General features: G+C 48.6%; 10 protein-coding genes and 1 riboswitch. Of the genes, 3 read left to right on the forward strand and 7 right to left on the reverse strand.

All coding sequences use genetic code 11. The features are described 5' to 3' along the window. Positions 1 to 129 precede the first annotated feature (129 nt). Complete coding sequence (locus AAV35_RS12070) at positions 130 to 2,316, forward strand: ribonucleoside-diphosphate reductase subunit alpha (RefSeq protein ID WP_008590991.1); 2,187 nt, start codon at positions 130 to 132, stop codon at positions 2,314 to 2,316. A 740-nt stretch (positions 2,317 to 3,056) separates the two neighbouring features. Beyond that, entirely contained in the window at positions 3,057 to 4,091 is a 1,035-nt protein-coding gene (locus AAV35_RS12075; RefSeq protein ID WP_008590990.1) for a ribonucleotide-diphosphate reductase subunit beta, read from the forward strand. 64 nt (positions 4,092 to 4,155) lie between these two features. Here the strand turns inward: AAV35_RS12075 and AAV35_RS12080 are convergent, their stop codons facing one another. Next, on the reverse strand, positions 4,156 to 4,776 hold the full coding sequence (locus AAV35_RS12080) for a uracil-DNA glycosylase (RefSeq protein WP_008590987.1): 621 nt from the start codon (positions 4,774 to 4,776) through the stop codon (positions 4,156 to 4,158). A 122-nt stretch (positions 4,777 to 4,898) separates the two neighbouring features. Between AAV35_RS12080 and AAV35_RS12085 the strand changes: the two genes are divergently transcribed. Further along, positions 4,899 to 7,001, forward strand: coding sequence for an MMPL family transporter (locus AAV35_RS12085; RefSeq protein WP_008590984.1), 2,103 nt, complete (start codon positions 4,899 to 4,901; stop codon positions 6,999 to 7,001). Positions 7,002 to 7,335: 334 nt separating this feature from the next. On the opposite strand, the gene AAV35_RS12095 is transcribed toward AAV35_RS12085, so the two are convergent. From AAV35_RS12095 to AAV35_RS12120, 6 genes are all read right to left on the reverse strand, one after another. Next, positions 7,336 to 8,328, reverse strand: coding sequence for a sodium:calcium antiporter (locus tag AAV35_RS12095; protein ID WP_008590979.1), 993 nt, complete (start codon positions 8,326 to 8,328; stop codon positions 7,336 to 7,338). 16 nt (positions 8,329 to 8,344) lie between these two features. Continuing rightward, positions 8,345 to 9,829: a phytoene desaturase family protein gene (locus AAV35_RS12100; RefSeq protein ID WP_008590977.1), complete on the reverse strand. Its 1,485-nt coding sequence runs from the start codon at positions 9,827 to 9,829 to the stop codon at positions 8,345 to 8,347. Positions 9,830 to 9,845: 16 nt separating this feature from the next. Then, a complete protein-coding gene (locus tag AAV35_RS12105; RefSeq protein ID WP_008590975.1) occupies positions 9,846 to 10,379 on the reverse strand; it encodes a methyltransferase family protein in 534 nt (177 codons plus the stop codon). A 320-nt stretch (positions 10,380 to 10,699) separates the two neighbouring features. Continuing rightward, a complete protein-coding gene (locus AAV35_RS12110) occupies positions 10,700 to 10,918 on the reverse strand; it encodes a hypothetical protein (protein WP_008590973.1) in 219 nt (72 codons plus the stop codon). Between the two features lie 131 nt (positions 10,919 to 11,049). Then, positions 11,050 to 12,363: an O-acetylhomoserine aminocarboxypropyltransferase/cysteine synthase family protein gene (locus tag AAV35_RS12115; RefSeq protein ID WP_008590972.1), complete on the reverse strand. Its 1,314-nt coding sequence runs from the start codon at positions 12,361 to 12,363 to the stop codon at positions 11,050 to 11,052. A gap of 105 nt (positions 12,364 to 12,468) precedes the next feature. Beyond that, positions 12,469 to 12,579, reverse strand: a riboswitch (SAM riboswitch). A gap of 76 nt (positions 12,580 to 12,655) precedes the next feature. Further along, the gene (locus AAV35_RS12120) at positions 12,656 to 13,798 is read right to left on the reverse strand and encodes a trans-sulfuration enzyme family protein (RefSeq protein WP_008590970.1); all 1,143 of its coding nucleotides are present in this window, start codon (positions 13,796 to 13,798) and stop codon (positions 12,656 to 12,658) included. Positions 13,799 to 14,053: the final 255 nt, after the last annotated feature.

Below are 14,053 nucleotides of genomic sequence, written 5' to 3' on the forward strand. Positions count from 1 at the left end.
CACCTTTTTCGGGGTTGGAGAAGATGAAACGATGATGCGTACATATACCCGTATCATGGTTTCATCCGCTCCTGTCCAGGGGGCGGATTTTTTTATTTTTTATAAAGGTACTTGAAGGAGGACTTACTTATGTCAGCAACCGTAACAGCGGACTGGAAATATTGGCTCGAACAGCTTCAGAGCACGTTCCCTCATCTCGATTTTTCAAAAGTCTACCCGAAAATCACAGACGGCACTTCCGTCGTTCTGGAAACACTCGCGGAGATGGACGAAACCGAACCGGAATGGACCTATGTCGCCGCCCGGGCACATCTGGAGACGATGTACACCGAAGCGAAGAAAAACCGGCGGACGGAGAGTCCGTATACCGACCTTTACGGGCTGATGGAAGCTCTCGTCCAGGAAGGGATTTACGACCCGTCCCTGCTCACCCATTATACCAAAAAAGAAGTGGAGGAGCTTGAATCTCTGCTCGACCGGAACAAAGACCTCCAGTTTACTTACATCGGTCTGAAGACACTGGATGACCGCTATCTCGCAAAAATGAAAGATGGAAAAACGATGGAACTGCCTCAGGAAAGATGGTTGATCATTGCAATGAATCTTATGGCCGGGGAGAGCTCTTCCTCACGCCTTCATTACATCAAAGAGGCCTACTGGGCGCTCAGCAACCTTTACATGACTGTGGCCACACCGACTCTGGCGAACGCCGGGAAATCCCACGGCCAGCTCAGTTCCTGCTTTATCGAAACGGTGGACGACAGTCTGCAGTCGATCTATGACAGCAATACATCCATTGCGAATTTGAGCAAGCATGGCGGCGGTATAGGTGTCTATCTTGGCAAAATACGTTCGCGGGGCAGTGATATACGAGGCTTCAAAGGCGTCTCCTCCGGTATCCTCCCGTGGATGAAGCAACTGAATAATACGGCGGTTAGTGTCGACCAGCTCGGACAGAGGCAAGGAGCCGTCGCCGTCTACCTGGACGTCTGGCATAAAGATATCTTCTCTTTTCTCGACAGTCGCCTGAATAATGGAGACGAACGTCAGAGAACCCACGATCTGTTCACCGGAATTTCCGTGCCTGATCTTTTCATGGAAGCCGTCCGGGACAGACAGGACTGGTATTTGTTCGACCCTCACGAAGTGAGAACGAAGATGGGCTTCTCTCTGGAAGACTCTTTCGATGAACAAAAAGGGGAAGGGACGTTCCGCGACCGGTACGAAGCCTGCGTGCGTGAGCCGGAATTGTCCAAAGAGAAGGTGCCGGCCATTGACATTATGAAGCGCGTCATGATCGGACAGCTCGAAACCGGCACGCCGTATATGTTTTACCGGGATGAAGTGAACAGGAAGAACCCGAATAACCACGCAGGCATGATTTACTGCAGTAACCTGTGTACGGAAATAACCCAGAACCAGAGTGCCACGACTCAGACTGCCCAGTACACGGAAAACGGACAAATCATTACCGTGCACAACCCTGGAGACTTTGTCGTCTGCAACCTTTCGAGCATCAACCTCGGCAAAGCCGTACCGGCGAATGCTCTTGAAAGACTCGTTCCGATCCAGGTGCGGATGCTCGATAACGTTATCGAAGAGAATCACATCCCCGTGCTCGAAGCGGAACGGACAAACAAGCGCTACCGCGGCATCGGCCTTGGTACGTTCGGATGGGCTCATCTATTGGCACAGAATAAAATCGCCTGGGAGTCGGGGGAAGCCGTCCAGTACGCCGATGACCTTTACGAAAAAATCGCCTATCTGACTATCGGGGCGAGTGCTGAGCTCGCCGGGGAAAAAGGAAGTTATCCTCTGTTCGAAGGTTCCGACTGGGAAACAGGTTCCTTTTTCGAAAAACGCGGACTGGCATCAGACGAGTGGAAAACACTCGCTTCCAAGGTGAACAGGAACGGACTGAGAAACGGCTATCTTATGGCGGTCGCTCCGAACTCGAGCACTTCTCTTATTGCAGGAAGCTCTGCCAGTATCGATCCGATTTTCAAAAAATTCTATTCGGAGGAGAAAAAAGATTTCAAGATTCCTGTGACGGCACCGGATCTGAACCCGGAAAACTACTGGTACTATAAATCAGCCCATGACATCGACCAGCATACGAGCATTGCTCAGAATGCCCGGAGACAGAAGTATATCGATCAGTCCATATCATTTAACCTGTACGTACAAAATGACATCCAAGCCAAAGAATTGCTGAATCTTCACCTCGACGCCTGGGCTCAGGGATTGAAAACGACGTATTACACACGCTCCACCTCCGGCAGCACCTATGACGAATGCGAAAGCTGCTCTTCATAAACAAAAGCGGAACCACCCGTTCAGGAGTTCCGGGCTAAGTGGGAGATTCGTTTTTCAGGAGGCTTTTCCTGAAAAAGAAGCTACTGCTTAGACAGCGGACTCCTGGGTGGTGCAGCTGGCCAAACAAAAGCGGAGCCATTCGCTTAGAAGCTCTAAGATAAGCGGGCACTCCGGGGTTCGGATGAACTGTTCCGAACGAGGAGGGGCCACTTATCTTATGGGCTTTTGAATGGCGCAGCTGGATAAAACAAAAGCGGAAACTTCCGGGTAGAAGCGCTGACATAAGTCGGAAGCTTACTTTTCGGGTGTGGCCTTCCCCGAAAATAAGATTACGGCTTATGGCGGGAGCTTCTGGAAGTTGAAGCTGGAAAAACAAAAGCGGAGCCACCCGTTCAGGGGTTCCGGGCTAAGCGGGAGATTCGTTTTTCAGGGGACTTTTCCTGAAAAAGAAGCTACTGCTTAGACAGCGGACTCCTGGGTGGTGCAGCTGGCCAAATAAAAGCGGAGCCATTCGCTTAGAAGCTCTAAGATAAGCGGGCGCTCCGGGGTTCGGATGAACTGTTCCGAACGAGGAGAGACCACTTATCTTATGGGCTTCTGAATGGCGCAGCTGGATAAAACAAAAGCGGAACCACCCGTTCAGGGGTTCCAGGCTAAGCGGGAGGCTCAGGGGGATCCCCCCATTCCCTTAGCCTTCCGCTTAGCCTTATCACTTTGAATTTTGAAAGGAGTCTATACTTATGACTATAGAAAAAAGGACACTCGTCGATTACGATGCTCCAAACCGTTCCACCGGTATTATAAACGGGAAAACATCCAACGTTCTTAATTGGGACGACACCAGATTCGCCTGGGCTTACCCTATGTATAAAAACATGCTGCAAAATTTCTGGATTCCGGACGAAATCAATATGAGCAACGATCTGAAGCAGTGGCCGGAGCTTTCCGACCGCGAACAACAGTCTTTCAAAAAGATCATCGGCCTTCTCGCTTTTCTCGACTCTATTCAGACGGATTACTCAGGGAAAATCGCGGACTATCTTACGGACTCGAGTCTCGCGGCACTGATGCAGGTGCTTTCTTTTCAGGAAGTCGTACACAACCAGTCTTACTCTTATATCCTCTCCACTCTCGTTCCTTCGGCGGAACAGGAGGAGATTTTCGATTACTGGAAACACGATCCCATTTTGCAGAAAAGGAACCAGTTCATCACGGACGGGTATCAGGATTTTATCGATGACCCCTCACCGGAGAATTTCCTGAAATCCTGCGTCTACGACGTCGTTCTGGAAGGACTGTTCTTCTATGCCGGGTTCGCGTTTTTCTACAACCTGGCCCGCAACCAGAAAATGGTTTCCACTTCCACGATGATCAACTACATCAACAGGGACGAACAGATTCACGTCCACCTGTTCTCACGTATCTTTAACGAAACGCTTAAAGAACAGACGCAGCTGGATGACGAGGAATTCCGTCAGTTCACGACAGAAACCTTCCGGCAGGCGGCCGAACTTGAGATTGAATGGGCTCACCACATTATCGGAGAAGACTTCCCGGGTATTCCAATGATGGATCTCGACAGCTATATCCGATTTACAGCCAACACAAGAGCCCAGCAGATGGGAGCCGAACGACCGTTTCCAGAGCACAGGAAAAACCCGATGCGCTGGATACGTGCCTATCAGAACGTTGATGAAGGAAAGTCGGATTTCTTCGAACAGAAATCGAGGCAGTACACGAAAGTTTCAGAAGATAATGGATTCGATGATCTCTGATTCTATCCCCTTAAAATCCTGAACCCCCCTCCTCTTTCTTGTGGAAGATGGGAGGGGGGTTGTATTACAAATAACTTTTCAAACGGTCGAGAGAATCATAAATGGAGTCTCGTATTCCCGGGTTATAAAACACGGCCGCCGGATGATACAACGGAATGACGATATATTTCTCGTCGGAAGGAATGTACGTATCCTGTTCCCGGTCGTACTTCAAAATCGGTGTCTCCAGTTTTTCTCCAATCACTTCGGAAATTTTTCCTTTTTCGTCCACAAGTCTCTGATACGCCACTCCCCCAAGCAGAAGAATCACTTTCGGTTCGGCTGTCTTTATCTGCAAATCGAGAAGTTCCGCATGAGCTTTCACTTCTTTTTTGTTCGGTTTCCGGTTCGCTTTCCGCTTTTCTTCCGAGTTCGGCCGTTTTTCCCACTTGTAGGGTCTGCTTCTCACCGCACTCGTAATGTAAACGTCCTCCCTTGTCCAGCCAAGATAGGACAGCTGTTTATCCAGTTCTTTTCCGGCTCTTCCGGTGAAAGGCTCCCCGTCATATACTTCATTTTCCCCCGGGGCTTCCCCCACCATCATAATATCCGCGGGGACCGGGCCTTTGCCAAGCACGAATCCCTCCGTATCAAAAGGCTCGATATTCCGTTTCGCTCTTTCTACTACTTCTTCAGGTAAATCCATAACTATCACCTCTCCTCTCACCTTTCCCCGATTTCTCATGCCGGTAACTCTTTATATTTTATTTCTTTTCTTCAGATGAGTACAATTAAGGAGAGGAGTCTAAGAAAAAAGGAGTAACTTTTATGAAAAAATTAGCTCATGGCATCGTGAAGCTTCGGGCCTTATTACTGACCCTTTGGCTGATAGCTTTTGTTGTACTTGGATATTTCGCCCTGGACCTCCCCTCGCTCCTTGAAGGAGACGGGTTCCGCACAGACGGAGAATATGAAGAAGTTCAGGAAATACTTACAGATGATTTCGACCGTCCCGAATCAACCATCCTCGTGTTATTCGAGCAGGCGGACGACGGAAAAATTGAAGATACACTTAACAGCATAGAGGATTTGAACATAGCATCCTCTATTCAGTCGCCTCTCGACGTGGAGGATATGTATAAGGACGACACTGCTTACGCTGCCGTCAATTTTAATGAAGAAAGTACGGAACTCACCGAAGAAATCTCCGAAATCCGTTCTATTACGGAAGATACGTCCGGAGTAACGCTGACCGGGGAGCCGGTCATATCGGAGGACATCAATAAAGCCAGTCAGACGGATTTGAAAAATGCTGAACTGATCGGTCTGCCTTTCGCTTTACTGATTCTTCTTATAGCTTTCGGAACGTTGACCGCTTCAGTGCTTCCACTGATTATCGGAGGAGTAACAGTAGTTTCAGGATTCGGATTTCTGGCGCTTGCCGGGGAAAGTATTTCCCTATCCGTATTCATACTGAACATCGCTCCGATGATCGGACTTGCGCTAAGTATCGACTTCGCACTGCTGTTCATCAACCGTTACCGGGAAGAACTGGCCCGTCAGTCCATTGATGACGCTATTGTGACGACGATCCGCACGGCCGGCCGTTCCATCATCTTTTCTGCGGTCTGTGTATTCATCGGACTCGGGGCCATGAGTATCATTAATGTAGACATCTTCCTGAACATAGCGCTCGGAGGAACTATAGTGATCACTCTCGCCGTGTTCACGTCACTTACTCTTCTCCCCGGTCTCCTGCGGCTGCTCGGACCGAGAATCAACAAGCTGCGCGTCCTTCCTGCAGAGAAAGACACCGTACCACGCTGGAGAGCTTTCGCTAAACGTATTATGAAGCGTCCTGTAATGACTGCGCTCTTATCTCTCATTGTTCTTCTTATCGGTATTATTCCGATCTCGAACATGAGCGTCTCTATTCCGACGATTGACGCACTGCCCGAAAGCTACGATTCGAGGAGTGCCTATGAAACGATCGAAGACACTTTCCTCAGCGACTCCGACAGTACGATTCAGGTAGTCGTCAACGAAGAAAGAGACTGGCTCAGCAAAGAAGGACTCGAAGAGATGAAAGAGAAGATCGATGCTTATTCGGACCCTGGGATTGTGGATAGCGTAGACTCCCTGTATTCGGCGGCCGATGTCGGATCATCGGAGGAATTGTACGCTGCCCTTCAGAACCCGCAGACGAAAAGCGCCCTCGAACCGGCTATTGAACAGTTCATCGCCGGTGATAAGCTTCTCCTTCCGGTGAATCTTTCCGTAGCCGACAATTCGGAAGAAGCTCAAAGTCTTGTCAGAGAGTGGAAAGATGAGAAAGATGCACGCATCGGCGGCTCCCCTGCTTTCAACCAGGAAATATACGATGAAATATTCGATAAACTGCCGCTCGTCCTGACCATTATTATCGTTTCCACCTTCTTTATTCTGATGCTTGCCTTCCGGTCCATTTTAATTCCGATCAAAGCGATTCTGATGAATATCTTAGGACTTGCTTCCACGTTCGGTATTCTCGTGTGGCTTTTCCAGGGAGGCCATCTCGGTTTGAACGAGTCAGACATTGCTCTGATTCTCCCGGTCATCGTATTCAGCCTTGTATTCGGTCTGAGTATGGACTATGAAGTATTCCTCATATCAAGAATGAGAGAATTTTATCTGGAAACGAAAGACAACCACTACTCCACCGTGGAAGGCGTGGCGAACACGAGTAAAATCATAACGTCCGCTGCCCTGATCATGATTGTGATTACAGGAGCTTTCGCCTTCACAGGTGTGGTTCCCGTCAAGCAGATCGGCATCGGGATAGCCATCGCTATCTTCATCGATGCTACGATTATCCGGCTGCTGCTTGTACCAAGCCTCATGAAACTTTTCGGACACTGGAACTGGTGGTTCCCGTTCGGCAGGAAGAAATAGATTTATAGAGGGCGGATTTCAGGCTGCAGTGTTTCCGACGGGCAGCCCGACGAGATCCGTCCTTTGTTTTGAAGAAAATGACGACCATTATGCAGGAATCGTTCCCTTTGCACGAAGCAAGGCTGTACGAAAGTAAGGATTATGCCGAAAACGTGACTTTCACTGCCGATTTCTTCCCTCCAAAGGCAGGAAAAGCAGGTTTTCGTTACCTTCGGATCGTCCTTTGTTTTCTGAAGGGAAGGAAAAACAGAAATGCCTACAGCCTGCCATATAAAAAGCAAAAAACCGAACCCCTGATTAAAGGGTTCGGTTTTTTATGCTGTTTCATACTTCCCTATTTCATCTGGAACGAAAAGAACGTTACGGCAAAGTAAAGAATTATGATCAAAAAAGAAGGGATCATGTACGTAAATTGATACTTCGGGTTCTTCCTGGAAATACTGATCAGGAATAGAAGTACAAATACGACCGATGCTACAGCTACAATTACATTGACCCGGCTCGATTCACTGAAAAGATTTCCCCGGAAATACATTACATCGGTAATGGCCAGGATGAGGATATTAAAGGCATTACTGCCGATCAGAGAACTGATAGCAAGATTGTAGTTCCGCATCTTCAAAGCGGTCCCTACACTCGACGCATCCGGCAAAGAGGTGCTGATTGCAACGAGAAATGCACCGATGAACGAAGAGCCGAGTCCGGTGATTTGTGCTATCTCCTCAGCCGTAATCGTTAAAATACTCCCCATCACCATAATGGCAACGCTGAGACTTATAAAGCGGGTGAGTACCTGCTTTTTGGTATAGTCCCGGTATCTTTCCTGCTTCTTTTCGTTCTTCACTTTACGTCCTTTGTATTCCGTACGCTTATTAATGAATCGGGCTCCGACTGCATAAAATAATACGAGAGCGACCGAAGAATAACTTACGTGAAGAAAGGGGGTGGGCAACGGAAAAGCCACGGCAACTATAACGATCATCGTCAGAAAAATGACGAGATAGGCGTACAGTTTACTTTCCACCGTAGTCCGGGTCATAATTTCATGTTTCCGGTAAATGATATCGAACACTGCCAGACCCAGAAGGTTAAAGAGATTACTACCTATCAGGTTACCGACTGCAAGACCCGGCGTATCGATAAAAACTGCCGTCACACTCGAGGTGAGTTCCGGAAGAGAAATAGCTATGCCGATTACAGCTCCCACAAAAGTAGAGGTCGCTTTTGTTTTCTCCTTTACTGCATCGCCGAACACTGCAAGATTGGAAGCTATGAAAAAAGTGGCGATTGCAGAAACAAAAAACCCTAAAAATATGAGGACTGCCATAAACTTGAACTCCTAACTATCGTTGTTTGCTTTTGATTAAATCCGCCGTCAACTGGCCGGACAGCGTTACCATCGGCACTCCGCCTCCCGGGTGCGTGGAACCTCCGGCAAAGTAGAGGTTATCGTAAAGAGCGCTCTGAGCCGGTACTTTAAAGCCGCCGTTCGACTTCTTGTCCGCTACGACACCATAAATCGAACCGCCGTTTGCCCCGTACAGGGATTCGAGATCTTCCGGTGCGAACTGGTATTCAAAATCGATGGAGTCTTCCAGGCCTTCGAGCCCCATACGTTCAAGTTTCTCAATGACCGTCTTTCTGTATGCTTCCCAGTCCCAGCCTTTTCTTTTCTTATTTTCGAGAGGTGGAACGTGAGTAAGGACGAACAGATTATCTTTCCCATCCGGGGCCTGGGTTTCATCCGATCTGGCCGACACACCTATATAGACAGTCGGGTCTTCGGCCGGCTTCCCTTTATCGAAAATTTCCTTGAATTCCTTCTCGGGGTCGTCGGAGAAGAAGAAATTGTGGTGTTCGAGCTGTTCGAACTTTTTGTTCGTCCCCAGTAATAATACAAGCCCCGAAACTGTCGGTTCGTACTTTTTCTCGAGCTGCTTCGCTTCTTTCTTCCCTTTCTTCGTGCCATCAAGGTACCGGTACGTAGGAATCGCCTCCAGGTTGGAAACGACGACATCCGCTTCCATCGTACCACTGGCAGTAGCTACACCGGTCACTTCTTCTCCCTTTGTCACTATGTGAGAGACAGATGTCTCAAGATGAACGTCTATTTTCAGTTCTTCCATCACTTTACCCATTGCTTCCGCAATCTGATACATGCCTCCTTCGACATAATGGATGCCGAGCCCCAGCTGCACATACGCCAGCTGGTTCAAAATTGCGGGTGCGGAGTAGGGATTGGAACCGACGTACATTACGAGGAAATTGAACAACTGTTCCAGATGCTTGTTGTCCAGATGCTCCTGGTTCGCTTTAGCCACCGTTTTCATGGGATCCATCTGCATGAGCTCTTTGAAAGAATGATGTTTTCTGAGATCGCCAAGACCCGAGATGCTGTATTTGTAGAAGCTTTTCAGGCAAAGATCATACATATCCTGACTGTACGATAAGAAACTTGTCAGTGAACTGTTCGGGCGGTCCGTCACCTTGGCCATCTCCTGAAGCATCGTAGGCAGATCACCTGTTACGTCAAGCTGTTTGCCATCTTCAAAAAAAGTCCGCCACTGAGGTTCGACCCTTTTTATAGTTATGTAATCGTGGATGTCACGATGCACGCTTTCGAACAGCTGCTCGAGGACCCAGGGCATAGTGAGGATGGAAGGACCCGTGTCAAAAGTGAAACCTTTCCCGGATCTCTGGTTCAGTTTTCCGCCGGTATTTTCGTTTTTCTCGAGAACCGTTACATCATAACCGTCCGCCTTCAATCGTATAGCTGCCGACATACCGCCTAGACCTGCTCCTACTACTATCGCTTTCTGATTCGCCATACTTAGCACCTCCATATTAATAAAGAAAAGGGATCAGCCGATATCTTATCCTGCACCACTGAGCGTACTCATCTCCGTACTGGCTCGTAAGCATCGCCTCTTCCAGTTTAATTCTGTATATAAGACTTGCGGCTATAAGAACGCTTCCGACGAGAAGTCCGAACAGACTGCCGTTACTGAGCGCAAAACCGATGACAATACTTAACAGCCCGGTGTATAGCGGATGACGCAATATGCGATACGGGCCGCTGCTGACCAGATGATCACCTTCTCTTACGCTTACGTTCCTTGTGAACTGTTCTTTCAAATGCATAATACCCGAAAGACGCAGCGTTACGCCGACTCCGTAAAAAAAGAGACCCGTCCATTTCACTGCCGGGATTTCCACTTTCCACATATCGACTCCAAGAATCACTGCCACTGCTACGAGCATGGCTGAAAAGATATACCAGAAAGATACTTTCTCCGATTGCCGGGACGCGGGCGAGGAGTATACGAGGAACTCCATCAGCCACACCAGGGAAACAGCTCCAAACAACAATTCGATCATGGCCCACGCTCCTGACTGTAGCCGGTTCCTTCCCGTTTCCCTAAAGCGGACAGCTGCAAACCTTTCCTTTGCAACAATAGAAATACCTACGTATATTCATACAGGAGAGGGGACATCCATATGGCACTGCTTTATTCGCTGGGCATTATTTTAACCGTACTGGCGACTTTCTTCATCATTTTTAAAAAGCTGACAAAATTAAGCTATATCGTTTTTTCTGTAATTTTAATATTTTATCTTCTGCTGCTTGTACTAAGCCCCTGGTTTCTTTTGTAACATAAATATACCAAAGAAAAAGCGAGCCGTCTGAACGGACTCGCTTAGCGGTTGCGGGAGCGGTTGATCGCTTCCCGGATGTGATACAGTTCCGCAAACATTGCTGCAGCAAATACGAGAAGCATGCTGAGCAGTACGGAAATGATGAAGATGGACCCATCCAGATCAAATCCCAGTACTCCTGCAAAACCGATTAATCCACCTATAATAAGACCTATTGCTGCGAACAGAACAATCTTTTGAAACGTCAGCGAATAAAACATGACTTCACCCCATTTTGTAAACTGGACTCTTACCTGTCCTTTCCCCTAAATAACCAGATGCAAAACCGGTGCTTTTCTTCTTAATCCGGCAGAAATATACTTTTTTTCGAGCCCAGTCGCAGTATGCAGGCCTATGACTTGCCTGCAGCCGCCCTGTCCGTCGCCTTCTCAATCGATTCATCCAGGTCATTGATGATATCCTTCACCGATTCGATACCTACGGACAAACGAATCAGTTCTTCTGACACTCCGCTCGCCGCCAGTTCTTCCACGGAGAGCTGCTGATGGGTAGTGGATGCCGGGTGAATGATCAGAGACTTCGCATCTCCCACGTTCGCAACGTGAGACCAGAGAGAGACGTTATCGATCAGCTTCCTCCCGGCGTCTCTTCCCCCTTTAATACCGAAGTTAACGATAGCCCCGTAGCCGACTTGCAAATATTTATCGGCAAGTTCATGCGCCGGATGCTCCTGAAGGCCCGGATAGGATACCCACTCCACATCCGGGTGCGCCTGCAGATGCTTAGCAACTTTCAGGGAATTTTCCGCATGACGTTCAATGCGTAAAGACAGTGTCTCCAGCCCCTGAATAAGAAGGAAAGCGTTTTGAGGACTGAGGCACGCTCCCATATCCCTGAGAAGCTGCACCCGGAATTTAGTAGCAAATGCCACTTCCCCGAGGTCTCTCGAATAAACGAGACCGTTGTAGCTGTCATCCGGCTCCGTGAAGCCGGGGAATTTCCCGTTCGCCCAGTCGAAGGTACCTCCGTCCACGACTACCCCGGCTATAGCTGTCCCGTGACCGCCGATCCATTTTGTCGCCGAGTGGACGACGATGTCCGCCCCCCACTGCAGCGGTTTGCACTGGACCGGACTCGCGAACGTATTGTCTATAATCAGAGGCACTCCCTGTTCATGGGCAATTTCGGATACTTTTTCAATATCAAGCACGTGCAGGCTCGGGTTACCGATCGTCTCCGCAAAGACCGCCTTCGTTTTCTCCGTAATCGCCTTTTTGAAGTTCGCGGGATCTTCCGGATCGACGAATTTCACCTCAATACCGTAACGCGGCAGCGTTTTTGCAAATAAGTTATACGTTCCTCCGTACAGGTTACTTGCCGCCACAATCTCATCACCTGCTCCGGCGACGTTCAGTATGGAATACGCAATAGCGGACATTCCGGAAGCGGTAGCCACAGCAGCCGTACCGCCTTCTAAAAGAGCGATTCTTTTCTCGAAAACATCTACGGTCGGGTTGCCGATTCTTGAATAAATGTTTCCGGGCTCCTCGAGACCGAACAGGTTCCTGGCGTGCTCGGTATCATCAAATACGTAGGATGTCGTCTGATAGATCGGTACGGCTCTCGAACCCGTTGCCGGATCGACCTCCTGTCCCCCGTGCAGGGCAAGCGTGTCCAAATCGTAATTCTTAAATTGCTCAGTCATGAAAAATCCCTCCTGTATAATATATGACAGAGGGTCCGAGTGAGGAGATATAAACAAAAACCCCTTCGATAAGAAGAGGTTTACGTTAAATATATTTACATCCTCCCCTTATCTCTCAGACCTCTAAGATCTGTAGGAATTGGCACCTTTTCAAACCGATGTTTGAAGGTTGCCGGGCTTCGCAGGGCCTAGTCCCTCAGCCGCTCTTGATAAGAGTCGCTATTCAATTAAATGGTATGCTTTGCATTATATACGGAAGCATCCGAAAAAGTCAACAATTTTTAGAAAATTCTTATTTAGAGGCTTCGATCGCCTGTTCCAACTGAGCGGAGATATCGTCCGAACTCTCAATCCCGACAGAGACCCGGACAACGTGGTCGTCGATTCCGAATCTTTCTTTATCTTTAGCGGAAAGGGCACGATGAGACGTCCGGGAAGGAACGGAAACGGTCGTTTCAACTCCGGCAAGACTCGGCACAATTTTGATCCAGCCGAGCGTCCGGTAGAAGGTGTTCATCTCTATAGATTTATTCAGAGCTATCGTAACGATGGCGCCGTTGCCTTCTGCCGATACGTTTTCCGGGTAATAAACCTTCTCCACATCTGCATTTCTCTGCATGGCATCTGCAAGAGCCTGGGCGTTCCGGGACTGTTTTTCCATACGGATTCCTAACGTTTTCGTACCGCGATACGTCAGCCATGCTTCAAACGGACTCAGGTTAGAGCCGAGGGAGACAATTTTTTGGCGTGCTTTCTCTACGAGCTCCCTTTCTCCCGTAAGCACTCCTGCTGTCGCATCACTGTGACCGCCCAGATATTTCGTAGCGCTGTGTACGACGAGGTCGGCGCCCTGCTTCAGTGGCCTCAGCAGGTACGGCGTGGCAAACGTATTATCTATCATGATTTTCAAATCATTTTTACCGGCGATTTCCTGAAGAACTGTCATATCCTCCACCCGGAGGAACGGGTTCGTCACTGATTCTGAATAAAGCAATTTCGTGTTCGGACGTATTTCCCCTTTTATGCTTTCCTGGTCACGGAAAGATGTGAGCGTTACTTCAATGCCGAGAGAGGGCAATTCGTGAGAGAGAAGATTGTGCGTCCCGCCATACACATCCTCAGCAGCTAAGATATGATCTCCGGGCTTTACGACGGAAAGAATTCCCGCAAATATAGCTGCCATGCCTGAAGCTGCTGCAACTCCCGCGCTTCCTTCTTCAAGAGCAGCAACACCCTCGGCCAGCTCTTCCGGATTCGGGTTTCTTTCCCTGGAATAAAGGTAGGATGTCTCTCCTTCATAGTACTTCTCCAGATCATCCAGGTCCTTGAACGTAAAGGCTGAAGTCTGATAAATAGGCGTCGCCTTACTGTGGACCGCCGCCGTCTGGTCAGCTTTATGATGGACAACTTTAGTAAAAAATGATGAATCTCTCATGAATAAACCCCTCCGCTTCTCGTTTCGTAACAGTATATCTGCACATCGAACAGGTGTAAAGAAAAGCGGAAACTTCCGTTTAGAAGCGCTGGCGTAAGCAGGAGACTTACTTTTCGGGTGCCCTATCCCGAAAATAAGGGTACTGCTTAGGTCACAAGCTTCTGGAAGTTGCAGCTGGACAAAGAAAAGCGGAAGCGTCCGATTAGAAATGAAGGCACAAGCAGACCGGTCACGTGAAAGACGACCTTTCCTTTC

It is taken from the genome of Salimicrobium jeotgali, assembly GCF_001685435.2.
GTDB lineage: Bacteria > Bacillota > Bacilli > Bacillales > Halobacillaceae > Salimicrobium > Salimicrobium album.

Coding starts and splice junctions, on each gene's coding strand:
- AAV35_RS12085 (WP_008590984.1), top strand. CDS start 4,899: ATGAAAAAATTAGCTCATGGCATCGTGAAGCTTCGGGCCTTATTACTG.
- AAV35_RS12070 (WP_008590991.1), top strand. CDS start 130: ATGTCAGCAACCGTAACAGCGGACTGGAAATATTGGCTCGAACAGCTT.
- AAV35_RS12120 (WP_008590970.1), bottom strand. CDS start 13,798: ATGAGAGATTCATCATTTTTTACTAAAGTTGTCCATCATAAAGCTGAC.
- AAV35_RS12080 (WP_008590987.1), bottom strand. CDS start 4,776: ATGGATTTACCTGAAGAAGTAGTAGAAAGAGCGAAACGGAATATCGAG.
- AAV35_RS12115 (WP_008590972.1), bottom strand. CDS start 12,363: ATGACTGAGCAATTTAAGAATTACGATTTGGACACGCTTGCCCTGCAC.
- AAV35_RS12100 (WP_008590977.1), bottom strand. CDS start 9,829: ATGGCGAATCAGAAAGCGATAGTAGTAGGAGCAGGTCTAGGCGGTATG.
- AAV35_RS12105 (WP_008590975.1), bottom strand. CDS start 10,379: ATGATCGAATTGTTGTTTGGAGCTGTTTCCCTGGTGTGGCTGATGGAG.
- AAV35_RS12075 (WP_008590990.1), top strand. CDS start 3,057: ATGACTATAGAAAAAAGGACACTCGTCGATTACGATGCTCCAAACCGT.
- AAV35_RS12110 (WP_008590973.1), bottom strand. CDS start 10,918: ATGTTTTATTCGCTGACGTTTCAAAAGATTGTTCTGTTCGCAGCAATA.
- AAV35_RS12095 (WP_008590979.1), bottom strand. CDS start 8,328: ATGGCAGTCCTCATATTTTTAGGGTTTTTTGTTTCTGCAATCGCCACT.